This window comes from Cyanobacteria bacterium FACHB-DQ100, from assembly GCA_014695195.1.
Classification (GTDB): Bacteria; Cyanobacteriota; Cyanobacteriia; order Leptolyngbyales; family Leptolyngbyaceae; genus Leptolyngbya.
Genome location: JACJNW010000031.1, coordinates 1 through 25,399, shown reverse-complemented (window position 1 = coordinate 25,399; position 25,399 = coordinate 1). Strand labels below are relative to the sequence as shown.

Here is a 25,399-nt window from a genome sequence, read left to right as displayed (position 1 = left end):
GTGTTACAGCGTGATGGCGGGTTTGAAGTGCAGCGACTTGTGGGGCAAGTTAAGCGTAAAGATTTGGAACACAATTGAACGATTGCTAGAGCAGGCACAGAAGCAAGAAGCGCTGATTTATTACACGGAGCACGCATTTCCATTGAAAAAGGGGTTTGGGAAGACGGAGGCGTTCCTTGCCACTTCAGATTGCATCGTGAGTGTCGATCGAGAGCAGTCGGTGACTCAGCAGGCAGAGGGATTGTCGCTCAATGATTTGAATGCGGTGCTAGGAGAGGCGGATCTGGGGAATTTGGTCTTGCTGCTGGATTGCTGTCACAGTGGATATTTGTTAGAGAAAGAGCTTTTAGCGCAGACCTTTAACAGTTTCTCGAAAAAAGATTATTTGGCGATTACGGCTTGTCGCAGTTTTGAGCAGGCTTATGCGAAGCGATCGGATCAGCATAGTTTGTTTACGGGGGCAGTGTTGGCAGGGTTGAGTCGAGACAATACTGACCCGAAGACGCAAGCAGTGACGGGTGATCGCTTGTTCTCGTTTGTCTATGAGCAATTGAAGGGGACAGGACAAGAAGCGGTGCGGCTGAGTGTGGGTCGTCCGATCGAAGTGGTGCGGTTTCGGGTCGAGCCAGTCATGACTCAACCGATCAATGAAACGAATCCTTATCAGGGATTGTTCGCTTTCACACCTGCAACGAAGCAGTCTTTCTTTAGGCGCGACCGCGTGGTGCAAGATTTGGTGGGGAAATTGTATCAGTCGAACTTTGTGCCGCTGATCGGAGCGAGTGGGAGCGGAAAGTCTTCGGTCGTTCGGGCGGGATTGACACCACGGTTAGAAGAACTGGGGTGGCGGGTGTTGGAGCCGATGAAGCTAGGGGCAGAGCCGATTTATGAACTGAAGCGATCGTTTAACGAGGTGTTTGATCGCAAGAAGCATGATGAGATTTATCGGATCATTGAGCAAGACGGATTGCGCGGCATCGTCGATCGCTTGCTGGATCAAAAGCATTTATTGGTGATTGATCAGTTTGAGGAAGTGTTTACGCTATCGAGGGATCGCGCTAAGCAGCGAGCGTTTATTGAAAAGTTGATGGGCGTAAGTGATCTGTTGGCGATTGTGATGACGATGCGATCGGATTTTGTGGAGGATTGGCAGGCGCACAGTGATTTGGTGGAGATGCTGCAAGACCATACGGTGTGGATGCCGCCACTGGAAGGAGAGGAATTGAAAAGCGCGATCGTGCGTCCGGCGCAAGTGCAGGGATATGGGTTTGAGGCGGAACTGGAGGAACTGATTTTAGAGGATGTGGCGGAAGAAGGGAATTGCTTGCCGCTGTTGGAATTTGCGCTTTCTGAGTTGTGGGAGCGGCGCGACCAAAAGACGCATCGCTTGACGGTGGCGGCTTATCGGGAGATGGGGCGGTTGATGGGGGCGCTGAATCGGTATGCGACGGGCTGGTATGAGGGGTTGCCGGAGGAGCAACAAAAGTTAGTGCGGCGGGTGATGCTGGAACTGGTGCGCGTGGGGGTGGAGGCGAAGGATACGCGCTGGCGGCGGAAGCGGGCAGAGGTGGTGGCGATGGGGAATGACGCGGCGGAGGTGGTGGAACTGCTGGTCGATCGGCGGTTGTTGGTGCGGGAGGGAGAGGAGATTGATCTGGCGCATGAGCGGCTGATGGAGGGGTGGGAGTTGTTTGCTCAGTGGCGGCAGAGCGATCGGGATTTACGGCGATTGCGGCAACGGGTACAGGATGAGGAAAAGAACTGGCGAGAGAAGGGTCGGAATGATGAGTATTTGATGCAGGGGGGATTGCTTTCGGAGGTGCGGGAACAGTTTGAGGCTTTGTTGCTGAGTCCGGCTGTTGCGGCGTTTTATCGGTTGAGTGAGCAGCGTCATCAGGAGAAGATTGAGTTTTTGGAGATGGCGTTAGCGGAAAGCCAACTGCGAGAACAAGCGATGCGGATTCTCAACTTGCTGCCTGTTCAGCCTCATCAAGCTGCGGTAGAAGCGATTCAGGCGACGGACAAGAGTGTGAGCAAGCTGCAAAAAAGAGTGTTGCCTCCTGTCCAAAGTAATCTTCGCCAGGTGATTGAAAAAGTTCGAGAACGCAATCGACTTCAAGGTCATAGTAGTAGTGTCTTGTCAGTCGCATTCTGCCCAGATGGTCGAACGATTGTCAGTGGCAGTAGTGATAAGACGATTCGACTGTGGAACTTAGAGGGCAATCCGATTGAGCAACCCTTCCGAGGTCATCGCGATGATGTCTGGTCGGTAGCATTCTCACCTGATGGACAAATGATCGTCAGTGGCAGTAGTGATAAGACGATTCGACTGTGGGACTTAGAGGGCAATCCAATTGAGCAACCCTTCCAAGGTCGCAACGGTAGGGTCTGGTCGGTAGCATTCTCACCTGATGGTCAAACGATTGTCAGTGGCAGTAGTGATAAGACGATTCGACTGTGGGATCTGAACGGTAATCCAATTGGGCAACCCTTTCAAGGTCATCGCGATAGGGTCTGGTCGGTAGCATTCTCACCTGATGGTCAAACGATTGTCAGTGGCAGTAGTGATAAGACGATTCGACTGTGGGACTTAGAGGGCAATCCAATTGGGCAACCCTTCCGAGGTCATCGCAATAAGGTCTGGTCGGTAACATTCTCGCCTGATGGTCGAACGATTGCCAGTGGCAGTAGTGACGAGACGATTCGACTGTGGGACTTAGAGGGCAATCCAATTGAGCAACCCTTCCAAGGTCATCGCAATAGTGTCTATTCGGTAGCATTCTCACCTGATGGTCGAACGATTGTCAGTGGCAGTGCTGATGAAACGATTCGACTGTGGCTCGGTGGCACTTGGCAAGACTGGCTCCGCATCTGCTGTAACCGCTTCCGCCACCACCCCACCCTCAACGACCCCAACAATCCCGCCGCCGTCGAAGCCTGTGAAGTCTGCCGCAAGTACGTTTGGAACGCATAAGTCATTCAACTCATTTAGACGAGCCACAACTTCAGCCAGTCGCTTTTACCTACAACACAATCAATTCAACATTCAGCCCCAAAATCTGCCCACTCTGAGCTAATCCAACATCACCTGTGGTAATTGTCATGCTTGATTCATGCGCGATCGCTAAATGCAAAGCATCCAGTGTTCTTAATTTTGTATCGAATCGGCGAATCCAGTCTTGCGCCAGTTGGTAATGAACCGCTTCAATCTGTAATCGTTGGTAAATTCTCGCGTCTAAATCCGCCTGAAAATCGATCGAGATTTGCTGTGCCTCATCCAGTGTCAGTTGTTGTTCTCGCACCTTTCGGGACAACGCAGAATAAAATTCCACCTCGGTCAAATTGCTAATTGCTAATTCAGCTTCTCGAAGCAAAACTTCGTCAACGCGATCGCTCAGAGGCTCTGTACAATATGCTGGAACAATAATGCTTGTATCCAAATAGCTCAAAATCGCTCCTCTTGCCGCATCTCAATCACAGTTTGATGTCCACTCCTAACTGAGAGCCTAGCTCGACGTTGGCGCAATTGCTCCACCCACTGCGATCGCGATTGATTCCGCGAAACAGAAGAGCCTTCAGGTTCCGACTCATAAGAAAGATTTGGCAAAATTGATTTCAAATATTGAAGTGTCTGCTCTATGGCACGATCGGGCGCTGTCTCTAGAATTTTGAGAAGTTCATCTCTAATCGACGACATTACTCTCACCTCTGAGGTCTGCATCAGCTTGGATTCATCTTATCTCATCTGATAGAGGAGCAAGACTCGATCGCTGTCTAAGATAGTTCGGCTAGATCAATAAAGTGCTTCAAATCGTAAGTTAATCACGGGGAAATCACGATGAAATATCGCAAGTTAGGAAACAGTGATCTCAACGCTTCCGAGATTATTTTAGGCTCTTGGTTAACTTATAGCGGTGGCGTAGAACGACAAAAAGCAGAAGCTTGTATTCATAAAGCGTTTGATGTTGGCATTAACTTTATTGATACGGCAAATGTCTATGGGCGGGGTGCATCAGAATCGCTATTAGGAGAAGTGTTGCAGGGAGTCGATCGCGCTTCCTACATTCTGGCAACGAAGGTTTACTTTCCGATGTCGGATGTCGATCGTGGACTTTCTGCGGCTCAAATTCACAAACAGATTGATGCTTCCCTTCAGCGATTGAAAACCGATTACGTCGATCTGTATCAATGTCATCGCTATGATACGAACACGCCGTTAGAGGAAACAATGGGAGCTTTAACGGAAGTCGTTCGGCAAGGAAAAGCTCGATACATTGGCTTTAGTGAGTGGAATCCATCGCAAATTCAAGCCGCTTTGAACCTTCCGAATGTTGAGAAGTTTGTGTCGAGTCAACCTCAGTATTCGATGTTATGGCGCAAACCTGAAGCTGAAGTGTTTCCGTTGTGCGCGGCGAATGGGATTGGTCAGATTGTTTGGTCTCCGCTGGCTCAAGGAGTGCTGACAGGCAAGTACAAACCGGGTGAAGCGATTCCTCAAGATTCGCGTGCGGCAAACGATAAGATGAACGGATTTATGACGGATTTGCTCAACGATCGTGTTCTTGGTGCAGTGCAGAACTTAAAGCCGATCGCACAACAGCTAAACATTTCAATGGCACAGCTTGCTTTAGCTTGGGTGTTGCGGGATCAGCGCGTGACCAGTGCAATTATTGGTGCAAGCCGTCCTGAGCAAGTGGTCGATAATGCGGCGGCGGTTGATGTGAACTTGGCGGATGATGTGCTGAAAGAAATCGATCGCATTCTTGAACCAGCCTTACCTTCTACAGCTGCTCGATAGTTATTAGTTATTCGAGTCCGTGGCTTTTTCCAATCACCCAATGTCGCTTGAAGAATCGCGCCAGGCTAGATTCTTCAAGCGAGAGATAAATCGGGCGACCATGCGGACAGGTGCGTGGATTTCGGGTTTTCTGCCAGCGATCGATCAAACTCTGCATCTGGTCGATCGACAACGACACCCCATTGCGAATGGCACTCCGACAGGCAACTGCCACTTGAGCCGCCTGCAAATCTCCGCCTAAACTGAGTTCGATCAATGCGGCGGCACAGTCTTCGCGTTGAGTGAGTAGCTCAGGAGCCGATCGTACTGCCCAAAGTTGCTCTCCGAATGGATCAACTTCAATGCCAATGCGCTGTAATTGTTCGACTTGAGACACGGATAGTTGATTGAGAACGATCGCAGGTTCAAGCGGAATCAGTTGCCAGCGATCGCTAATCTCTTCAAACAGAATGCGCTCATGAGCAATGTGTTGTTCAATCAACCACATTCCTGAAGGATGCTCTGCCAGAATGTAGCGATTGTGAACTTGAGTCAGTGCTTTTAGTGGAAATAGCGTAGAAGGTTCAGCAGGAATCTCACGCGAGACATGATAACCTGCATCAGATTCAGCAGCTTTGATCAGTTGGCTAACTTGTGAGGTGTAAAGACTATCGGGAACTGTTTCAGGATTGATCCGGAGGGCTTGAGCGATCGCACCTTTCACCCGCTCTTTCCAATCATCAAGATTGTGTAAGTAAACTTCGGCTTTAGCAGGGTGGCGATTCCAATCGATGTGTTGAGGATTGAGTTGCAGATGAACAAGACAGATTGGATGTCGATCGCGGGGTAATGTTCTACGAAATGCGCCTAAGATAGTTTGCTCTAGTTCTGGAAATTGCACAAATCGACCATTAATCGCCACTCTGACCCAATCCGGGCGATATCGATGTGTGCGATCGGGCAGTCCTAGCACTAAAGAAATTGCAGTCGATCGAAGCTCGGTTAAATCATCAATTCGCACATCTTTCAACAGTTGCGGTAACAAGTCTTTTGCAGAACGACCGCCCCAAAGATTGAACCATAGTCGATCGTTCTGATAGACCTGCCAAGTAATGTGTGGATGAGCTAAAGCAATTTGATAAATCGTTTGTTGAACTGCTTTTAATTGTTGTGAGGTAGAAGGTAATCCTTCGCGTCTGGCTTCCCACGTTTCAAATAAGCGATCGACAATCACAATCGTTCCGGGTGCGATCGCGACTGATTCGACTTGATCGACTTCTCCTTCAGTTGTGTAAGTTACCCGCCAACCTGCATCATCCGCAGTCCGACTCAGAATTTCTAACTTTGAGAGTTGAGCCAGACTATGCAAAGCTTCCCCCCGAAATCCTAAGCTTTGAATGTGCCACAGATCGGCGCGATCGCGAATTTTGCTGGTACTATGCGGCTGTGCAGCTTGGCGCAAATTCTCTAAACTCATCCCTGCACCATTGTCTGCGACTCGCACGCGCCATTGATCAGCCCAAACGGAAACGGTAATGCGTGTGGCTCCGGCATCAATGGCATTTTCGACGAGTTCGCGCACGACTGCGGCAAGAGAATCGATCACTTCTCCGGCAGCAATGAGGTGAACAACTTCGATCGGTAGTGGTTGAATTTGATGTCCCATTTCTTCAGTTTACAAAAATGAAGTCGGGCTTGAAGTCGTAAGTCTCGTGAGCGAGTTCTAAATACTCGTGGTCGAGTTTCAAAGACTCGTCATCGAGTTCTAAATACTCGTGGTCGAGTTTCAAATACTGGCGATTGAGTTCTAAATACTCGTGGTTGAGTTCTAAATACTCGTGATTGAGTTCTAAATACTCGCCATCAAATCAAAAATACTCGTGATTGAGTTCTAAATACTCGCGGCTGAGTTGTGGAGCATCACGATCGAATCCCGAATGCTCACCGTAGAGCGATAATGAAACTGACTTGTAAAGCGCGATCGCAAGAGGAAGCGAACATGACCAATCGAGAACAACTCCTTCAAGAATTAGAACAAGCTCCTGACGAACTCATCATCGAAACCTTGAATTTTGTGCGATCGAAACTCAAACAATCCGCACCACAATCAATCGTTGAACCTCAACAACCTCGATCGCCTGAAGAACAAATCCAACAACTAAAAGAATGGATTGCGACTCTGCCAAAAAACGACACCCCATTGCCAGAAGAAGCCTTACATCGAGATAGTATGTACGACTGATGGCGCAATACCTGTTAGACACCAATATTCTCCTCCGACTCAGCGATCCTGCTTCACCGGATCAGACTCGAATGTTTGCGACGATCGCCCAAATCCTAACGCAAGGCGATCAGTGTTGCATCACTGCTCAAGTCCTAATTGAGCTTTGGGTTGTTGCGACTCGACCCACCAACGTCAACGGACTAGGCTGGACAATTGAGCAAACGGAGAACGCGATCGTCCGACTTTCAGCCCAGTTTTCCTTCCTCCGAGAAACAGAAGCAATTTATCCAACCTGGCGTAATCTCGTAACGGCTCATCGCGTCAAGGGAAAACGAACCCATGATTTACGCTTAATCGCTGTTATGCAAACCCACGTCGTGACACACTTGCTCACGCTCAATCCACGGGATTTTCCCGATGTTCTAGGCATCACGATCGTACATCCTCAAGACCTGTTGAATGCTTAAAGCGCGATCGCTTTCCTCAATTTCTTGTCAAGATTGGGCATCAAAACCTCGCGCAGTTTCTCTACATCATCCGTTTTGAAGCGCGATCGCAGTGTATCAATGAGAAAAGTTTCCTTCAATTGATATGACGATCGATCCCATTTCACAAGCAGTCATTACAAATCTGATCAAACTTGCGATCGAGGCGGGTTGGAAACAAGCCGGAAACCAAATTGATAAGAAACTCCATCAGCAAGTTGGCAACGCGATGGAGGAGTATGTCAGAACTTATGAAAAACGCCACTGCACGCTGAAATATGATTGCTTGCGAATGGATAATTCGCTGACGTTAGAGGATATTTATACCGATGTCCAAGTCTTGAATACTCGCGAGAGCCGCCGTTTTGAATCTCCCGAAGCGCTGAAGGAACTGTTTCTAGAAACGGGGCGAGGATTTGTCTTCGAGAAAACGACTCGTCAAGAAGGCATCGCAGTGGCAAATCTTGAACCTCGGCTGATGGTGTTAGGGAGTCCGGGAATTGGAAAATCGACGTTTTTGAGAAAGGTTGGACTCGAAGCGCTCAAGTGGCAGACCGCAAGGTTTCGACACGAATTGATTCCAGTGTTTATTGAATTGAAGCAATTCGGCGATCGACACTCGGAGATTGAGAAGTTGATCGCAGAAGAGTTTGAAACTTGTGGGTTTCCGAATGCGGAAACATTTACGCAGAATCTTTTGCAGGCAGGAAAGCTGTTGATTTTGTTGGATGGGTTGGATGAAGTGCCAACGATTCATGCCGATCGAGCGATCGAGCAGATTGGGAAGTTGGTCGATCGCTATGACAAAAATCGCTTCATCGCCTCTTGTCGAATTGCAGCGTATAAAGGCGGATTTCCGCGATTCAAAGATGTGACAATGGCGAATTTCAGCGATTCGCAGATAGAAACTTTTGTGCGGCAGTGGTTCAGACGGGAGCCGAAGATCGCCGATCAATACTGGGAATTGCTCAACAGTTCAGACTACAAAGCGGTCAAGGAATTAGGACAAACGCCGTTACTCTTAACCTTACTTTGTGCGGTTTACGATGAATCGCAGAGCTTACCCAAGCACAGAGCCGCATTGTATGGGGAGGCGTTGGAAGTTTGGTTGAAGAAATGGGCAGCAGAACGACGAGTTCACCGTGATCCGATTTATCAAGAGTTGAATCTTCAGCTAGAACAAGTCTTACTGTCTGAGATTGCTTACCAAAGTTTTGCAGAGGATCAGCTATTTTTCTCAAAGCGAGAACTGACCGAGCAAATCCGAGCCTTTCTCGTCAACAATCTCAATGCACCGAAACATCTAGATGCGGAAGCTGCGCTCTATGCAATTCAAGTGCAACAAGGAATTTTAGTCGAACGTGCCAGAGATACTTTTTCGTTCTCGCATCTAACATTTCAGGAATATCTGACGGCTCAGTACATTGTCGATGAGCAGCAACTCGCAGCACTGATCACAAACCATTTAACAGATCGACGCTGGCGCGAGGTGTTCTTCCTTGTCTCTGGTCTGATGCGAAATGCCGACGCACTCCTAACTCTAATGGAGACTGAAGCACAAATGCTAATTCACACAGAGAAACTCAAAGCATTGCTCAAATGGACAAATGATGTAACGGATGGATCAAAAGGCAATTTCAAACCAGCAGCTAAAAAGGTTGTTGTACTCTTCTACGCCCTCGACCTCGACCTCGCCCGCGCCCTCGCCCGCGTCCGCGTCCGGGCCCTCAACCTCGCCCTCGCTCTCGACCGCGTCCGCGCCCGGGCCCTCAACCTCGCCCTCAACCTCGCCCTCGACCTCGCCCTCGACCTCGACCTCGCCCGCGCCCTCGCCCGCGCCGAAGTCTTCACCTCTGTTGATTTCCAAGCCCTAGTCAACCAACTTGAAGCGATGAGAGAGACTGTTCCAAGCAATGATGCACTATTGGAGGAGCGTCGAGCCTTTGCCGATCGTCTTCGTCAAACCTGGTGCAACGCTCTTCACCTCAATCCCGAATGGCTCGAACTATCCGAAGAAGAAGTCGAGTCACTCAACAACTATCTCTATGTCAATAAACTGATGATTCGCTGCAAAGAAGCTGCCTTGCGAGTGTCGCCGCAGGTGTGGAACGCGATCGAATCCCGAATGCTCACCGTTCAGGATGAATAGCGCGATCACCATTTAACGAATTTCTTGCCAAAATCGTATAAGCAGCCTCCCAAAAGTGACTGCGCCTCTATCCTTGTAAAAAACAATGCAAATTACGATCGAAATCCCTGACACATTAGCCCATCAGCTACAAATCAACCCAGAGGATTTAGAGCGAAAAATGCTCGAACTGTGCGTGATTGAAGCCTATCGAACCGCACGAATTAGTTCAGGCAAAGCCAGAGAATTGCTCGGATTTGAGACTCAGCTTGAACTCGATGCGTTTTTCAAAGAACGATCGGTCGATCTCAACTATGATTTATCCGACTTACAACAAGATCTAGAGACGCTAGAAGCCCTTCAACAAGAAGAGAATTTAGCGCAGACATGATCGTTATCTCTGATACTTCTCCCCTCTGCTACCTACTGCTGATCGATCTAATCGACTTGTTACCGGAGTTATACGATCGCGTCATCATTCCTGAAACCATTCGAGATGAGTTAGCTGCTTCAAAATCGCCCTCGATCGTTCAAGCTTGGATTGCTCAACCTCCGAGTTGGTTAGAAATTAGAGCAATAACCACCGCAACTAATCTTTTCGCAGATGAACTCGATCCAGGAGAGCGAGACGCAATTGCATTAGCAGAAGAATTGCAGGCTGATCTCATTCTTCTTGACGATCGGGCTGCAAGAAATATTGCCTCAAAGCGAGGACTTGCGATCGTTGGTGTTTTAGGAATCTTAGTTAAAGCAGGACAGCAAGGAAAGATCGATTTTCCCTCTGCAATTGCTCGACTAAAACAAACATCTTTTCGCGCTTCTGCCAGTTTGATTCAAGCATTACTTGACCAATTTACACAGACTTAGCGATCGAATCCCGAATGCTCACCGTTCAGGATGAATAGCGCGATCGTTTGCTTCAAGACTTGCCAAACTTGTATAAGTAACTTGTTGATAAAAGCGCGATCGCACATGACAACCGAAATCGTATTTCTCATCGAAGATGCACCCGAAGGAGGCTATACTGCCCGTGCATTAGGCGAATCGATCTTTACGGAAGCCGACGATGTCGATCGCCTACGTGAAGAGATCCGCGATGCTGTCCGATGTCACTTCCCAGACGAGCAAGACCGCCCAAAATTAATTCGTCTACATTTCGTGCGAGATGAGGTCATTGCTTCGTGAAACTCCCTCGCGACCTCTCTGGCTTAGAACTTGCCAAGCTGCTTGAACAGTTCGACTACACTATCGATCATCAAACTGGTAGCCATCTGCGCTTAACCACAGAGCGAAATGGAGAGCATCATATTACAGTTCCTGCCCACAATCCGCTTAAAGTCGGAACCCTTTCTGCAATTTTGAGAGATGTCGCCGCTCATTTAGGTTTAAGCCGTGACGAATTGACCACTTACCTATTTCAAAAATGATTTGAATGCACTTGCTAATTAAACAAAAGCGGTTCGCGAGACCTAAAGGCAACGAATCCCGAACCCTCACCGTAGAGCGATAATGCAACTACGTAAAGCACGATCGCTGCATTTGTCCTTTGAATAGGTTTCTAATTCTGTAACTGCTCCTCTGATCTTCTTACCTCTCCGCCAGAATTAGGACACTCGGATCACTCCGATCGCACCCTCTCAATCTAGGACAAATGCAATGAAAACCCTACTGCAACGATACTCAGCAGTTCTCTTAGCAGGAACAGTTTTATTTAGTGCAGCCTTACCTCAAGCTTCAATCAGCGCTAAAACTCCAGCACAGATTCAAGCAACCGCAGACAAAGAGACTGCAAATTCTTCTAATGGGCTGCCTGCTGCGGTAGCGCGACGAGTCAAGCGTGAGATCGCCAGAACCTTTAGAATCCCAGCTTCACAACTGAAGATTTCAGCCGCACAAGCCCGCACCTGGAATGGCTGTTTTGGATTGCCTGCACCCAACGCCTTTTGTACTATGATTGCGCTTCCCGGTTGGCAAGTCATCGTCACAGGACAACAACGCAGTTGGGTCTACCACACGAATCAAAATGGCTCCCAACTGCGACTGAATCAGACCGCAAGCCTAACAAACCCGTCACCAAGGCTTCAGCTAGGCTTCACCACCCCAGAAGATGGGACAAGCAACCCTGAAGAACCGATCGTGTTCCAATCTGTCTCCGAGGGAGGCATTGCCAACATCACCACGATTACAAAGCTCAACTCCGAAGGCATTGTGACTCGGCAAACGATCGCCCCGAACATTCGATCAACTCCAGTTATCGTTAAGCGATTGACTCGTGAACAGGTGAATACCTTTCTAGAGCAAGTGCGCCAGCAGCGATTCGATCACCTGAATCGACTGCGTTATTTTTCCGATCGTGGAGCCGATTTTGACACAATCAAGCTGACTCACGGCAATACAGCGATCGAGTATGCAAACCCATTGCACAATGAGTTACCTGCTCAACTAAAAGAAGTGATTGAACTCTGGCAGAAACTTTTATAGGCTTAGCAACTCTTACCAACGGTTAGCAAAGTTGAAAGCAGTCTTCGAGCTATCCAAGAGTTATGTCATCTCTAAGTTATTGACGCATTCGCTCGATCGCAAATCGCACCGATCGCAAAAGCTGCTGAATAGTAATCTCATCTTTGCTGAGGTAGTCTTGCACACCCGCCCGGATCGATGCGATTGCCAAATCGTCGTCACGTACCCCAGTAATGACGACGATAGGAATATCCGGGACTGCTCGGCGGAATTTGACAACGGTTTCTAGACCGCACGAATCGGGAAGCCGCAGATCCAGCAAAATCACGTCAAAATTTTTTCCGGTTTGGGAGTAATATTCTTTGCAGATGGCGATCGCTTCGTCCAGCCGTTCAACCTGCGCCAGCTTCCAATCATTTCTCCCCGCTCGAAGAAACGTGCGGCGAATGAGAACTGCATCATCAGGGTTGTTTTCGACTAGCAGAATATGAATCGGAATAGCGGTTGAATTAAGAGAACCGGGAGAAGCAACCATATCCAAACTTTCCCTATTAGCTCCTTGGGCTGGCTAAATTCATAATTTAGTTAAAAGTCATGAATATCCTACCAAACTTGGGTCGAAAGGATTCGTTACAAAAGATTCCTCTCGAAAACTTCAAAAAGAGCACTCTTGTCTAGGGTTGGAAGTGCAAAAATGAAGAAGTCTGTCTACTCATCTTGAAATCTTATGCCTCCTCGCTGGTCTCGCGTTCCCGATCGCAAAGATGCTGATTATCGTCAACTCGACGATCGTATGACCTTTGCAACCCATGTTGCTTTATTTGCTGCGACTAATTCGGGAATTTGGTTTTTCCGAACGCTTCAGCAGGCAGATTGGGATTGGTCAATTTGGGTTACAAGCGGCTGGTTTGCCGCATTGGTAGCTCATGCGATTTATGTTTTTGCGATCGCGGACTATTCTGATCCACCGATTCCTGCAACTTCTAAAGCAACCGGATTTAAACCGAAAGAAAAACCATCAAAATCAACCAAGAGGTAGGAGATTTCGGCTTCCTTAACCTAGTACGGTTAAAGAATTGAACCCGATTATAAACATATGGCTACCTCTAGTACCTCAGAAACGATCGAGGCATTAGCTGCCGAGATTGGTGAATCTGTCTATATTGATGTCGCAAAATGGCATCTTTATCTCAACGATGCTCATTTACATACCCTTTTAGCGGAGCGGCTTTTCCCCCTGATTTCCGGTGGAAAGACAATTCAAGAAGATGAAGTCCTCAAGATCGTTCAAAACATCCCGGTAAAGTTAGGCGGTGGGAAGCGAGAGGTTCCGCTGCTCGATTTGCTGCCGATGCAGTGTCAGGTGAATTTGATCGATACTCTGGAGGAGTTCCAGCGCAGTTTGTAGATGGGATACGACTCTGCATTCGACAACGTAGGATAGTCCTCTGAGCTGTCTTTACAAGAGATATACGATCGCCCGATGAGTAGCAAATCGAATTCGGGCGATCGTCATTTTTAGGGGATGCTGCAAACGATTAAGCCAAATCAAACACTAGGATTTCAGCATCCTCTTGTCCGATTAGCTCTAACGTCGGTTCCGCTGCGATCGCTACTGCGTCTCCATCCGTCAGCACTTCGCCGTTCACGATCGCAGATCCCCGCGCAATTTGCACCCAAAGATGGCGATCAGGCGCGATCGGATGTGTCAATTTCTCACCGTTGCTTAAGACCGTTGCGTACAAATTTAGATCTTGATGCACGGTTACGGAACCATTCCGCCCATCGCGTGAGGCAATTAGTCGCAGTTGTCCGCGCTTTTCTTCAGGGGGATAGAACTTTTGCTCATATCCAGGGGTTAAGCTCGATCGTTCCGGTAACACCCAGATTTGCAGAAGATGAACCGGATCGGTTTTAGAAGCGTTGTATTCGCTGTGAGTTACTCCTGTTCCAGCCGTCATGCGCTGCACTTCACCCGGACGAATGACCTCGCGATTCCCCATGCTGTCCTGGTGTTCTAATGCACCTCCCAGCACATAGGTAATAATTTCCATATCTCGGTGAGAATGTGGAGCAAAGCCACCCCCTCCGGCAACGCGGTCTTCATTAATCACGCGCAGTTTGCGAAATCCCATATGGGATGGATCGTAATAGTTCGCAAATGAGAAAGTGTGGTAGGAATCCAGCCAGCCATGATTGGCGTGTCCACGATCGTTCGATTTGCGAAGCGTCAGCATAGAGACCTCCAAGATTTATTTTACCTAAATTGTTTGGATTCAAACTGTATGAATTTAGGATAGCACGCAGATTGTTTGAGTGCAAACAGTTGGGTTAGAATCGCCCTGGAAGCTTTACCCCAAATTCCTGAATACTCGCTACAGCATCTCTTCCATCAAAAATCCCTCAACTGCCTGAGTCGAGGGATACCGTCGTGAACTTATTCATAAGCTAATGCGAACAGTTGTCGAGCGACGCTACAGACGAAGCTTCATACAAGCCTAAACATCCGCAGCGCCTTCAGCGACCCGATTCTCGCCTTGATCGCCTTCAGACTCATCGCGGTTGCCATCAAATCGTCTGCCCCGATTGCCAAAACGTCCCGTATTCGTGCGCTTACGAAATTTACGCGCGTATGCTTGGTTACGCAGAGCTTTTTCTTTCTTCTGGTTGCGGCGTTTAGCCATTGTTTACCCCTTACTTTGTCACAGTCTTTGCTGAATTTAGACACAGTTGACGATTATATTCCATAACTGAGAAGTTTTGCTAGTCTCTTGCTGTAATCAAATCGTTAACGGAATCCAGACTACAGCTTAACGTGAAAGCCCGATCGCAGAAGTTAAATTTCAAATCAATAACTGCGCCAGTTCCATCGCTTCCTGGCGAGTTGCAATTTTGCCCTCGGCTCGTGCGAGTTGCAGTGCTGCTAAAAGCTTTCCGATTTTTGGACTCGGCGGAATTTGGAGTACACTGATTAAATCTTGTCCGGTCAAAATTGGACTCGGATGTGCTACAGGATCATCGGGATTAAGGAATCGATCGATCAGCATTGCCACGCCTTCAATCGGAAGCTGAATCGCAAGCCCAAGCAGCGCGATCGCCGGAAACACCGCACCCACGCTTTGAAAGAATTGATACTGCTCCGCCAGCGACCAATCGGAGATTGCTGCTCCCGATTTCAACTGCGGCAGCGCTTTCAAAACAGTACACACCGCTTGAATTTCTGCACGACTGTATTTCAACCGCCACAATTGCGCCTCAGCCGCTTCGGGATCATCAGGCAAAAGACTCGCAAGTTTCGCGATCGTCACCCAAGTTCGGACTGATCCTTTCGCTTCGGACGCTTTAGGAGTGCCACGCACTGTCCGACTCAGTTCTGACCAAAACTCCGTCCAGGTTTCTTGCAAATGCACAGTGACGTGATCGATCGCGGCAATCTGCGCGAGGCGATCCGGCGATGCACCCGGAAACCAGTCGTGCAACACACCATCTTTCCAAGCAGTTTTGATCCAGCTTGTGCCGCGTGCCGTTCCTAAGAGATAGTTCAGCTCAGATTGCACCCGTTCAGCCGCAATTCTGCTCAGATTCGATGCCAGCTGGCGGATTGCGGCTTGGGTTTCGGACTCTAGCGAAAATCCAAGCTGAGCTGCTTGGCGGTAAGCTCTTAGCAGGCGGAGCGGATCTTCTGACAAGTTCTCAACCGACACCATTCTGAGGCGCTTTTGCTGCAAATCCTCATATCCGTGCAGCGGATCGAGCAAATCTTTGGTGTGGGGATTGTAGGCGATCGCATTCACGGTAAAATCTCGTCGCCGTAAGTCGTCTTCTAGCGTTTCTCCCACCTGAAGCGCAAAATCCGCCGTCCCTTGTGGAAACACGACGCGGGCGATTTGGCGCTCTGCATCTAACACCACAAATCCAGCGCGATAATGCCGAGCGATCGCTTGTGCCGTCTCAACGGCATCACTCGGCAGGACAAAATCGAGATCGAGATATTCAGAATGACGATCAAGCAGCGCATCTCGTACCGTACCGCCGACTAGACTCGCGGACTTAGGCAACCACTTTAGACTGAAGGGCCATGTTTCCGGAGAGAGGGCCGACGAAACCAATGCCACGTTGCGATAATGTTCTAACTGCAAATTCACGCGGAGCTAACCTAGATCGAAGTCGTACTTTAACAAAAAAACCGAGTCGGAGAAAAGCTTTCCACCGTTCGAGCGCAACATAAATCAACCTATTTGGGGTGATCAATTGAGTGTGCCTGAGCTAGAGTAGCAGAAAAGCAAGCAACCCACCCCTCTATTGTGATGCAGAGGAACTGGAAACCATGTGTATTTGCGTAAACTGCCATTATGTCGATCGCTGCACTACCTACAATGCGGTCGAAACTCAGCACGAACAGCCTCATTTGACCGAAACCCCCAATTTTGAGGCGATTGAACCGACGATCAATGTCAATATTCGCGATCGCGGGGATCACATCGAAATGGAGTGGGATGTCGTCGGTTGCCTCAGCTTCAAAGAGGAAAAAGGAAAGTGGGCGAAGCTCAGACCCGGAGAATTAATCCCAACTTAGCAAACCGCATCCGTAAATTCCGATTGTGCTGTGTAATTTAAAACCTGCTTCTGGGGAAGGCTAGGAAAAACCTTACTCCGCGAGAAGCAGGTTTCAAACTATGCGTTTTATCCGTCGTTCTTCGTGTCATCTCACCGCCGCAATTGCCGCGATCGGGCTTGCTGCCGTTCCTGCATTGGCTCAAGATGCCAAACCTGATATGCCAAAGCTGACTCCGGAGGCAGCAGAGCAAATTCAGCAAGCCAAAAACTTTTTCAGCCAGGGCGAAAATCGCGCCCGCGATGCCAAATATCGTGATGCGCTAGAGTCTTACAATCAGGCAATTCGACTAAATCCAAGCTGGAGTAGTCCTTATGTGAGTCGGGGGGCAGTGCGATCGCAGCTTGGCGATCATCAAGGCGCAATTCAAGACCTCGACCAAGCTGCAGGGATGAATCCGACCGATGCGATGATCTACGCGCATCGGGGTAGTACGCGATTTAGCTTGGGAGAAACCGATGCTGCACTCGCGGACTTAAATCAAGCCATCCAGCTCAATCCCAACTTAGCCACTGCTTACGTGAATCGCGGGTATATTCGGACTCAACTGCAAAGCTGGGATGAAGCGATCGCGGATTTTGACCAGGCGTTACGAGTTGCGCCGAAGTTTGCGCCTGCTTTGGTAAATCGGGGCTTTGTCAAGTTACGCAAGGGCGATCGTCAAGCGGCACTGACTGATCTAAACGAAGCGATTAAGTTGCAGCCGAATTCTGCTGAAGCCTTTGTTGCCCGCGGCACCATTCAGCATGAAATCGGAGACTCAGACAGCGCGATCGCAGATTTTTCTCAAGCAATCCGGCTCAAACCGATGTTAGCCGATGCCTACTACAACCGCGCTCAGGTGAATGCAAAACTCGGCTTTCTGGAAGCGGCTGAAGCGGACTTAACCAAACTCACCACGCTCAATCCAAATCAGGCGGCTTTCTTCCATCAGCGTGGCATGATTCGCGCTGCGCTCAGCAATTCCGAAGGCGCGATCGCAGACTACAACCAAGCGTTAAAGCTCGATCCAAACTTTGCTCCGGCAATGAAGAGCCGGGGAGATGTGCGGGCAGCAAGTGGCGATAAACAAGGCGCGATCGCCGATTATTCTCAGGCGGTGCAAATTCAGCCGAATTTTGCAGCAGCGCTATCTCAACGGGCAGAATTGAGAGCGAAACTGGGCGATCGCTCTGGAGCAACTCAAGATTTCAGTGCTGCTGTAGATGCCGATAGCAGCAATCCAGATGCTTACGAAAATCGCGGCGAAGCGAGAATGAAGACCGGAGATTTGCAGGGTGCGATCGCGGATTTTAGCCAAGCGATTAGCCTGGATTCGAGCCGAGCGCAAGCGTTTTATCACCGAGGTGTTTTGCTAAAGCGGATGGGGAATCGGCAGAGCGCGATCGCGGATCTGCAACGAGCAGCCGATTTATATCTACAAAAAGGCGATGCGGAAGGCTATCGAAACACACTGGCTCAAATCAAAAATAGGGTTTGAACAATCTAGGGATCCTGAATTAAGGAACTCTAATCACTTAATTCGGGATTTTCTAGAACCAAGCAATTGAGCGCGCACCGTTTCTATCACTGAATGGCTTTCTTGTTGTTCTAACGTATCTAGCAACGCAAGCAATTTCACCGTAAGCGGCACTCCAAGTTGCAGCAATTCAAGTTTTTCTGTTTCTGCAAACACAGCTTCGGGTGTTCCTTCAAGGGCCAATGTCCCTTGATCAAGTACAATCACCCAGTCCGCCCAGCGATACACCCACTCTAGATCGTGAGTTGCCATAACGATCGTGGTTCCTGCTGCGTGAATGTTTTCTAAGCTTTGAGCAAGGGCGCGAGTATGGAGCGGATCGAGATAAGCGGTTGGCTCATCCAGCAGCAGTAATTCAGGCTGCAAAACCATTACACCTGCAAGAGAAACGCGCTTTTTTTGCCCTAAACTTAGCTGGTGAATTGGGCGATTTGCGAATTCAGTTAAACCGAATTCATTGAGCACCGGAGCGATCGCGCTTTCAATTTGTGAATCTTTCCAACCTAAATTACATAAACCGTAGGAAATATCTTCAATTACGGTTGAAGCGATGACTTGCTGTTCGGGGTTTTGGAAGACTAAGCCAACTTTTTGCCGTAAGTTAATTAATGATCGTCGATCGTATTTCAGCCGTTCTCCTTGCCAATAAATTTCGCCATTCTGCGGTTGATATAGCCCATTTGCTAGTAGAAATAAGGTCGTTTTGCCGCAGCCGTTTTGACCGATTAAAGCAATTCGTTTTGCGCTCGGAATTTGCAGCGTTAAGCCTCGAATTGCAGGCTCTGTTACACCTGAATATGTATAGTCAATCTCGCGAAATTCTAAAAGCATAGGCTCAGTAAAAGCAGAAAGCAGCCGAAACCAGCTTCGATCGTATATCGTCGTGAAGGTTGATATTGCTGCGGCGACCAAACTCGAAATGTCCCATTAAAGCCTCTTGCAGCCGTTGATAAAACAAATTGCTGATAGTTTTCCATTGTCTTACGAAAAAGTTGGCTCACCAAAAGGCTCAAACTATAAAACCAGCGTTGATAGGTGCAGTATCCATTTCGTGAATGTTGAGCCATCCAAAGTTGATTTGCAGTAGACAGCAAAATAAAAATAAATCGATACATCAGTAATAATAATTCAGTTAATATTTCCGGGCATCTTGCTTGACGCATTACCTTTAATATCTCTGAAAGGGGAGTTGTTAATAATAGGAAATATAAGGACGAAACTGTTGCGATCGTGCGCGTAAAAATCAACCCTGCTTGTAACATCCCTTGCTGACTCAGATACAGGTAATGTGAACCAATTGAGAAACCCGATAACACATCTGTCTGAATTCTTGACCGTTCAGATAAAGCAACACCAGCAATCAACAATGCAGGAATACTTGTAAACCAAAACGCGATCGCGACACTCAACATTCGGCCGTAAATCTTGCTCGGAATTCCGGCATAATTCACAATCCATACGCTCATCCATAGCGCGATTGCACACTGAACGATCGGGCGAGTAATCAATGCAAAAAGTAGAACAATCCCCGCAAACAGCACCTTCTGTTGCGGGGGTAATCTCCGTAGTCGATTGCGGTAAGAAAACGTATCAATCCAAAGCTGCATCGATTAACACGCTTGAGCGATCAAAGTACGATGACGCGGGGAATTGCAAGTGAGTGACGGTTGAGCAAATCCTGCCTGTACGATCGCCCCCTCCAAATCCAACGCAAAATACTGATCCAAATACGGCTCTGTACTTTTCAGTAAGGTCAGGATATACGGCGGCATTTTTGCATAAACTTCAGAGCGCGGATTCATATCCATAATCGCAAGATGACCGCCCGGACGCAGCAATCTTCTTGCTTCTTGAAGAATCGCGATCGCCGCATCCTGGGGCAATTCATGAAACAGCAAGCAAGCCGAAACTAAATCATACGAACCCGCCGGTAAATCCGTCGATTCAGCCGCAGCATGTCGCCAATGGACATCGGGACGATTTCCGACACGGTACTCAGCCACGGCTAAAAAATGGGGCGAAAGATCCACTCCTGTCACCGTTGAACCCGGAAACGTTTCTTGCAGCGCCACGGTGCTCATTCCCACACTGCACCCGAAGTCAATAATATCTTTGGGTGCAGTTGAAATCTCAGCTTTCAAAACATCGTGATAACTCTGCCGCAATCGGCGATCGCCATCTTTGCCAGCATCTTGCCAAATTCGAGCATGAACCGCATACGCTGCAACTTCCACTTCCGTTGCAGGTTCCCACCCTAAATTCCCGGCTTCATACGCATGAAACGGACGCAAATAATATTCGGGATATTTCAACTCCGGATTATTAACTCTTTCAAATTCTTTTGACCAATCTCGCGCTTGCAAATCGGCAACAATCTTTGTCCAAGGAACTCCAATTGATTCTGCGCGTTTCATCATCATGTTTCGAGCGCGAACCCTCGCCAAATTAAACACAGGCGGAATCGATAAAATGCCGTTGACAATCCGGGAAGTCAAACTAGGCTTGGTTTCGCGAGTAGCTGTCATATCTAAATTTAGGATTTCATTAACGTTCCTAATTCTACAACTCGCGATCGCTCGACAAATGACAGAATTAAAGATACAAATGTTCTTAAAATAATAAACAAATTTACTAGACGAGTGTGCAAATTCGTGATACAAGTGTTCTAAAATACTTTAGTTCTTCGTCATCTCTGTAGGAGTTTATGGAACCCCTTACCGAAGCCCAACAACAACTTTACGACTGGCTGGTCGAATACATCCGCGACCACCAACACGCTCCATCGATTCGGCAAATGATGACCGCGATGAATCTCAAGTCTCCGGCTCCGGTTCAAAGCCGCTTAGAGCATCTCCGCAACAAGGGCTACATCGGCTGGACAGAGGGACAAGCCCGTACAATTCGCATTCTTAATCCGCTACCTCAGGGAGTTCCCATTCGGGGCGCGATCGCGGCAACGAGCTTGGTAGAAACCTTCCCAGATGTCGAAGTTGAGTACCTCGATTTGTCGAATTTGCTGCTGAAGCCGAATCATTTTGCGCTGAAAGTCCGCGGTCACAGCATGATTGATGCCCTTATTGATGACGGCGATATTGTGATTTTGCAGCCCGTCAGTGATCCGAAAACGGTCAAAAATGACACGATCGTCGCAGCACACCATCAAGGTAAGTCCACGCTGAAATATTTTGAGCGCAAAGGCAATAAAGTCATTCTCAAACCCGGCAATCCCAATCGTGAGCTGTATCCAATGACCGAGGTTCCTGCTTCGGAAGTTGAGATTCAAGGAGTTCTAGTTGGTGTTTGGCGCGGTTACGGGAAAATCTAAACTAACCAAATTCTGGAATGAACAAATAAATGGGGGACGTTGCGATTTGATGTTCCCGTTTTTTCCAATTTTGTTAGATTACGGATCAATGCGTGAATGGTAGAGACGCGATTAATTGCGTCTCTACGGCATCGGGTAAATTCAACATTTGCCATATTGATTTGTTGAACGAAGATCAATGACGGAACAATCTTAGAGGTTGTGCGATCGAAAAATTCAAATCGCGCTGTCTGTGCGATGATGGCTAACGTTCTCGATTCGGCGCTTCATCCCCGTGAATATTCAACCCTATCTCAGAGTCTTTCAGAGTCGAAAAATGGCGGCTCTGATTTTGCTCGGCTTCTCATCTGGTTTGCCGTTTTACTTAACCGGAAAAGATCCGCTTCAGGCTTGGTTAAGTAAAGAAGGAGTCGATCTGAAGGTGATTGCAGCCTTTAGCGTTGCAGCAATCCCCTATTCGCTGAAATTCTTGTGGTCGCCGTTTCTCGATCGCTTTGTGCCCCCGCTGCTTGGACGCAGACGCGGCTGGCTGATTGTGAGTCAGGTTATTTTGCTACTCGCGATCGGCTGGATGGCATTTCAAGACACAAGCCAACTTCAGCAAGTCGCGGTTAATTCGGTAGATGTCTGTCGAAATCAAACAGTATTCAAAGGCTTTTGCGAGTTTTGGCAGACCATACGGGCGCTTTCGGTTAGCCCGTTTTTCTTAGCTGCTTTGGTGGTGGCATTTTTTAGCGCGAGTCAAGATATTGTCGCAGATGCCTATCGAACCGAGGTTTTGCAAGAATACGAACGGGGTGCAGGGGCTTCGGTGTTTTTGCTTGGCTATCGGTTGGCGATTTTAGTTGCTGGAGCGGTGACATTTTATCTAGCGGGAGTCATGCCTTGGCGGTGGGTGTATGTGATTATGGCGTTATTGATGTCAATCGGTGTGATTAGTTCACTCATTGCGCCAGAGCCGACGACGCAAATTCGACCGCCTGAGACGCTAAAAGAATCAGTAGTATTGCCATTTCAGGATTTTATTGGGCGCAACGGAGCCGGACGAGCGATCGCAATTCTTGCGTTTATTGTGGTGTATCGGCTCGGAGATTCACTGCTGCGAAACGTTGCCACACCGTTTCTACTGGATAAAGGCTTAAAGTTTAGCCCGGAAGATTTAGCCACGCCGAGAGCATTGAGTATTGTTGCGGTGATTGTGGGGACGCTAGCAGGTGGGGCAATTATGACGCGGATGGGAGTGAATCGATCGCTCTGGTTTTTTGCGGTGCTGCAAGCGAGTGGAAATTTGCTTTATGTTCTGCTTGCCGAGGTTGGAAAAAATTTCCCCTTGATGATTCTGGCAATTAACTTAGAAAACTTTTGTGCGGGATTAGAATCAGCCGCGTTTGTGGCGTTTCTAATGGGTTTATGTAATCCTGGACTCTCTGCAACTCAATACGCATTGTTATCGAGCTTAGCTGCATTTAGTCGCGATATTTTGGTTGCACCTGCCGGACAGTGGGCACAGTCAATGGGCTGGACAGCATTCTTTCTGCTGACTGCGATTTTGGCGTTACCCGGATTGTTGCTGCTGCCTTTCTTCGCGCCGTGGAAGGAGAAAAAAGCAAACTAGCTTTTGGGTTCGAAGGCTACGCCTTCGTAAAGGTCTGTGATCGCGACTTCAACTCCAAAGGATTTCAGCAAAATTGATTCTGTATCGGCTCCATACTCGCGTAACAACCAGCCCTCAGCAGTCTTTGTATAGTGTTCGACTTCAACCTGATACTGATTGATCAACACATACTCTTGAAACTGAGGAATCGATCGATACATCTTGAATTTAGCGGAACGATCATACTCTTCTGTTGATTTCGATAACACTTCTATAATCAAGGTGGGATTTGTCACGGTATCTTTACGATCGTCGAGAAAGATTGGCGCTCCTTCTATCACCATCACATCTGGATAGGTATACAGTTGATAGTCAGGAATCCAGAGCCGTAGATCGCCCCCGAAAACTTTAGCGTTCTTTCCGCGTAGCTGAGATTTAAGCAAGGCGCACCAGTTAATAAAGATTGTGTTGTGGTTGGCTGTTCCTCCGGTCATCGGGCTCATTTCTCCATTGCGGTACTCGCTGCGAAACTCGGCTTTGCGCTCAAGCTCTAGATATTCTTCGGGGGACACTCGCTTCATTTGCGTTTGCATCGGGCGCTCCTGTTTGGCGGTCGGATCTTCAACTTAACATCCTGTTCGATTTTTCACGCGGCTGAACCTTTTAGAATAGGAAAGTGAATAAAAACCAGCCATAGGATCGATTCATGGACATTGTTGAGTTTTTTGAACAAAGCGCGGGAAAATGGTCGTCAATGCGAACCAGCCACCATCTCGCGTTTAAGCAGCAGGAGGGTGGAAAATCCACGATCGAGATCGAACTTTTAGATAAAGCTGACCCGGCAGTCCTAGCGCTTTGCCAAATGTATGAAGTTGATCCAGCGACGGCATTATGCGGAGCGCGTGTGACTTGGGACGGCACGATGGAATGGGACGAAGAAAAGCACGCTGGATCGACCGTTCTTGTGCCGATCGCCGATCCAGAAAACCCGATGCAGGGCAAACTTCTTAGAGAAATGGGATATGCAGAGAAGGCTCCGGTTGCAGGACGCTATGAAATGGCTGAAAACAACGAATTAACGCTAATTACGGAATATGACACGATGTATTCCAAAGAGCGGCTGTGGTTTGAAAGCCCGAATGTACGGTTACGTCACAGCATTTTGAAGCGGTTTGGCGGGTTTAGTATGGCATCGTTCTGTTCTGAGGTGAGAATGGGCGGTGTGAAGCCTGATCCACAGACGGCAGATGCCGCAGCCGCAAACAGCTAATGAAATCGCCCTCGAAATCTAGAGTTTCGGGGGCTTGTTTATTAATACTCTGCAACTTTGTTGAGAGATTTACGACCTGATTTCTGATTTAAGAGATTCTGAGCAATTCGATGCCATTCGCTCCGAAGTTTTTGATCGGCTTGACCTTGATTTAACGGTTTGCCGCGTCGATCGGGATACTTGCGATAGAATTCCTCGTTCACTTGAACAATAAACTCACTGTAATCAATGCCAAGCTTTTGACATTCTGCTGCATAGTCGATCGCCTGCACTGTTGTCGGTTTCGGCATGACTTGATCAAGCCGGGGAACTGATTTTGCGACATAGGGAAACACTTGCGGCACAAGCCAAATCAGACTAAACAGCGCGAGAATCCAAAACAACAGCTTCAAAATAAACTTGAAGATGCCAAATACCGTAAAGCGAACAATGCCAAACATCAGGCGGAACACTGCCTTAAGCGTTCTGTAGGTAAATTTGATTAGAGCTAACGGTAAATCAAAAGCAGCCTCAAACCAAGGGCGAGGATAATTTCCAGTTGTGGCGATCGTTGATCGGCGCGGATGTCTTCCTGCAAGTGCAACCGTTCCTTGATGCGTCGATCGAGTCGGTTGCGGCAGCACAGCAGGAATTAGGACCCCTGGAGAAACCATCGACAGCGCATCCAAGACTTCACGAGCGGAATGATAACGATCGCTCGGTCGATTGCTCAACATTCGATCGATCACTTGAGCGAACAGCGCAGAAGGATTTGCATACTGTTTCCATTGACAAGTGAGATCACGTGGATCAAACAGGGATTGAGCATCTCGTCCGGTTAGAAGCACAACGATCGTCACCGCTAACGCATAAAGATCGCTGCTCGGTTCGGCGCTGCCTTTATGAAGCTGTTCGATCGGTGCATATCCCGGCTTTCCGACCAGCGTTTGAGCCGAATGAACGGCTTGAGTTGCCGCCGCTTTCACTACACCAAAATCAATTAAGACAGGCTTTTGATCCCAC

The 25,399-nt window shown here is 48.3% G+C and carries 29 protein-coding genes; 17 read left to right on the top strand and 12 right to left on the bottom strand.

Features of this window, described 5'->3' with window-relative positions:
• Positions 1-196 precede the first annotated feature (196 nt).
• Entirely contained in the window at positions 197-2,974 is a 2,778-nt protein-coding gene (locus tag H6F51_17055) for a hypothetical protein (GenBank protein ID MBD1824182.1), read from the top strand.
• Between the two features lie 49 nt (positions 2,975-3,023).
• On the opposite strand, the gene H6F51_17050 is transcribed toward H6F51_17055, so the two are convergent.
• Together H6F51_17050 and H6F51_17045 are read right to left on the bottom strand one after the other, a co-directional pair.
• Positions 3,024-3,449, bottom strand: coding sequence for a type II toxin-antitoxin system VapC family toxin (locus tag H6F51_17050; GenBank protein ID MBD1824181.1), 426 nt, complete (start codon positions 3,447-3,449; stop codon positions 3,024-3,026).
• Positions 3,446-3,697: a hypothetical protein gene (locus H6F51_17045; GenBank protein ID MBD1824180.1), complete on the bottom strand. Its 252-nt coding sequence runs from the start codon at positions 3,695-3,697 to the stop codon at positions 3,446-3,448. The genes H6F51_17050 and H6F51_17045 overlap by 4 nt, the downstream gene beginning before the upstream one ends.
• Positions 3,698-3,838: 141 nt before the next feature.
• Here H6F51_17045 and H6F51_17040 point away from each other — a divergent pair, with 141 nt between their 5' ends.
• Complete coding sequence (locus H6F51_17040; protein ID MBD1824179.1) at positions 3,839-4,798, top strand: aldo/keto reductase family protein; 960 nt, start codon at positions 3,839-3,841, stop codon at positions 4,796-4,798.
• 7 nt (positions 4,799-4,805) lie between these two features.
• Here the strand turns inward: H6F51_17040 and mutL are convergent, their stop codons facing one another.
• The gene (gene mutL, locus H6F51_17035; protein ID MBD1824178.1) at positions 4,806-6,443 is read right to left on the bottom strand and encodes a DNA mismatch repair endonuclease MutL; all 1,638 of its coding nucleotides are present in this window, start codon (positions 6,441-6,443) and stop codon (positions 4,806-4,808) included.
• A gap of 291 nt (positions 6,444-6,734) precedes the next feature.
• Here mutL and H6F51_17030 point away from each other — a divergent pair, with 291 nt between their 5' ends.
• From H6F51_17030 to H6F51_16995, 8 genes are all read left to right on the top strand, one after another.
• Positions 6,735-7,019: a hypothetical protein gene (locus H6F51_17030; protein MBD1824177.1), complete on the top strand. Its 285-nt coding sequence runs from the start codon at positions 6,735-6,737 to the stop codon at positions 7,017-7,019.
• The gene (locus H6F51_17025) at positions 7,019-7,468 is read left to right on the top strand and encodes a PIN domain-containing protein (GenBank protein ID MBD1824176.1); all 450 of its coding nucleotides are present in this window, start codon (positions 7,019-7,021) and stop codon (positions 7,466-7,468) included. The genes H6F51_17030 and H6F51_17025 overlap by 1 nt, the downstream gene beginning before the upstream one ends.
• 124 nt (positions 7,469-7,592) lie before the next feature.
• Positions 7,593-9,635, top strand: a complete 2,043-nt coding sequence (locus tag H6F51_17020; protein ID MBD1824175.1) for an NACHT domain-containing protein — start codon at positions 7,593-7,595, stop codon at positions 9,633-9,635.
• 85 nt (positions 9,636-9,720) lie between these two features.
• The gene (locus H6F51_17015; GenBank protein MBD1824174.1) at positions 9,721-10,005 is read left to right on the top strand and encodes a UPF0175 family protein; all 285 of its coding nucleotides are present in this window, start codon (positions 9,721-9,723) and stop codon (positions 10,003-10,005) included.
• Complete coding sequence (locus tag H6F51_17010; GenBank protein ID MBD1824173.1) at positions 10,002-10,481, top strand: DUF3368 domain-containing protein; 480 nt, start codon at positions 10,002-10,004, stop codon at positions 10,479-10,481. The genes H6F51_17015 and H6F51_17010 overlap by 4 nt, the downstream gene beginning before the upstream one ends.
• 105 nt (positions 10,482-10,586) lie before the next feature.
• Complete coding sequence (locus tag H6F51_17005) at positions 10,587-10,799, top strand: 2-oxoisovalerate dehydrogenase (GenBank protein MBD1824172.1); 213 nt, start codon at positions 10,587-10,589, stop codon at positions 10,797-10,799.
• Complete coding sequence (locus tag H6F51_17000; protein MBD1824171.1) at positions 10,796-11,041, top strand: type II toxin-antitoxin system HicA family toxin; 246 nt, start codon at positions 10,796-10,798, stop codon at positions 11,039-11,041. The genes H6F51_17005 and H6F51_17000 overlap by 4 nt, the downstream gene beginning before the upstream one ends.
• Before the next feature lie 229 nt (positions 11,042-11,270).
• Positions 11,271-12,095: a hypothetical protein gene (locus H6F51_16995; protein ID MBD1824170.1), complete on the top strand. Its 825-nt coding sequence runs from the start codon at positions 11,271-11,273 to the stop codon at positions 12,093-12,095.
• 76 nt (positions 12,096-12,171) lie between these two features.
• Here H6F51_16995 and H6F51_16990 read toward each other — a convergent pair whose 3' ends face one another.
• Entirely contained in the window at positions 12,172-12,609 is a 438-nt protein-coding gene (locus H6F51_16990) for a response regulator (protein ID MBD1824169.1), read from the bottom strand.
• A gap of 192 nt (positions 12,610-12,801) precedes the next feature.
• Here H6F51_16990 and H6F51_16985 point away from each other — a divergent pair, with 192 nt between their 5' ends.
• Both H6F51_16985 and H6F51_16980 read left to right on the top strand, forming a co-directional pair.
• Positions 12,802-13,113, top strand: a complete 312-nt coding sequence (locus H6F51_16985) for a 2TM domain-containing protein (protein MBD1824168.1) — start codon at positions 12,802-12,804, stop codon at positions 13,111-13,113.
• A 57-nt stretch (positions 13,114-13,170) separates the two neighbouring features.
• Positions 13,171-13,482 (top strand): DUF3181 family protein, encoded by a 312-nt coding sequence (locus tag H6F51_16980; GenBank protein MBD1824167.1) that lies wholly within the window; start codon positions 13,171-13,173, stop codon positions 13,480-13,482.
• A 130-nt stretch (positions 13,483-13,612) separates the two neighbouring features.
• On the opposite strand, the gene H6F51_16975 is transcribed toward H6F51_16980, so the two are convergent.
• The 3 genes from H6F51_16975 to H6F51_16965 all read right to left on the bottom strand — a co-directional run bounded on the left by H6F51_16975 (position 13,613) and on the right by H6F51_16965 (position 16,219).
• Positions 13,613-14,311 carry a pirin family protein gene (locus H6F51_16975; protein ID MBD1824166.1) on the bottom strand — a complete coding sequence of 233 codons (699 nt, stop codon included), beginning with the start codon at positions 14,309-14,311 and terminating at the stop codon, positions 13,613-13,615.
• 261 nt (positions 14,312-14,572) lie between these two features.
• Positions 14,573-14,758 (bottom strand): hypothetical protein, encoded by a 186-nt coding sequence (locus tag H6F51_16970; protein MBD1824165.1) that lies wholly within the window; start codon positions 14,756-14,758, stop codon positions 14,573-14,575.
• A gap of 159 nt (positions 14,759-14,917) precedes the next feature.
• Entirely contained in the window at positions 14,918-16,219 is a 1,302-nt protein-coding gene (locus H6F51_16965) for a CCA tRNA nucleotidyltransferase (protein MBD1824164.1), read from the bottom strand.
• Between the two features lie 182 nt (positions 16,220-16,401).
• On the opposite strand from H6F51_16965, the gene H6F51_16960 reads away from it, so the two are divergent.
• Complete coding sequence (locus H6F51_16960) at positions 16,402-16,650, top strand: Ycf34 family protein (GenBank protein ID MBD1824163.1); 249 nt, start codon at positions 16,402-16,404, stop codon at positions 16,648-16,650.
• Between the two features lie 100 nt (positions 16,651-16,750).
• Positions 16,751-18,169: a tetratricopeptide repeat protein gene (locus H6F51_16955; GenBank protein ID MBD1824162.1), complete on the top strand. Its 1,419-nt coding sequence runs from the start codon at positions 16,751-16,753 to the stop codon at positions 18,167-18,169.
• Between the two features lie 33 nt (positions 18,170-18,202).
• Here the strand turns inward: H6F51_16955 and H6F51_16950 are convergent, their stop codons facing one another.
• Genes H6F51_16950 through H6F51_16940 form a run of 3 tightly spaced genes read right to left on the bottom strand, consistent with a single transcriptional unit; the run spans position 18,203 to position 20,733 of the window.
• On the bottom strand, positions 18,203-19,039 hold the full coding sequence (locus H6F51_16950) for an ABC transporter ATP-binding protein (protein ID MBD1824161.1): 837 nt from the start codon (positions 19,037-19,039) through the stop codon (positions 18,203-18,205).
• The gene (gene cbiQ / locus H6F51_16945) at positions 19,030-19,815 is read right to left on the bottom strand and encodes a cobalt ECF transporter T component CbiQ (GenBank protein MBD1824160.1); all 786 of its coding nucleotides are present in this window, start codon (positions 19,813-19,815) and stop codon (positions 19,030-19,032) included. Before cbiQ ends, H6F51_16950 begins: the two co-directional genes overlap by 10 nt.
• 3 nt (positions 19,816-19,818) lie before the next feature.
• Positions 19,819-20,733, bottom strand: coding sequence for a class I SAM-dependent methyltransferase (locus tag H6F51_16940; protein ID MBD1824159.1), 915 nt, complete (start codon positions 20,731-20,733; stop codon positions 19,819-19,821).
• A 179-nt stretch (positions 20,734-20,912) separates the two neighbouring features.
• On the opposite strand from H6F51_16940, the gene lexA reads away from it, so the two are divergent.
• Positions 20,913-21,533 carry a repressor LexA gene (lexA, locus tag H6F51_16935; protein MBD1824158.1) on the top strand — a complete coding sequence of 207 codons (621 nt, stop codon included), beginning with the start codon at positions 20,913-20,915 and terminating at the stop codon, positions 21,531-21,533.
• 316 nt (positions 21,534-21,849) lie between these two features.
• Positions 21,850-23,148, top strand: a complete 1,299-nt coding sequence (locus H6F51_16930; GenBank protein MBD1824157.1) for an MFS transporter — start codon at positions 21,850-21,852, stop codon at positions 23,146-23,148.
• On the opposite strand, the gene H6F51_16925 is transcribed toward H6F51_16930, so the two are convergent.
• Positions 23,145-23,720 carry a Uma2 family endonuclease gene (locus H6F51_16925; GenBank protein MBD1824156.1) on the bottom strand — a complete coding sequence of 192 codons (576 nt, stop codon included), beginning with the start codon at positions 23,718-23,720 and terminating at the stop codon, positions 23,145-23,147. The genes H6F51_16930 and H6F51_16925 overlap by 4 nt on opposite strands.
• Positions 23,721-23,833: 113 nt before the next feature.
• On the opposite strand from H6F51_16925, the gene H6F51_16920 reads away from it, so the two are divergent.
• Positions 23,834-24,397, top strand: a complete 564-nt coding sequence (locus H6F51_16920) for a phycobiliprotein lyase (GenBank protein ID MBD1824155.1) — start codon at positions 23,834-23,836, stop codon at positions 24,395-24,397.
• Positions 24,398-24,438: 41 nt separating this feature from the next.
• On the opposite strand, the gene H6F51_16915 is transcribed toward H6F51_16920, so the two are convergent.
• Positions 24,439-25,399, bottom strand: a 961-nt coding sequence (locus tag H6F51_16915; protein ID MBD1824154.1) for a hypothetical protein, incomplete at its 5' end; no start/stop codon positions are given.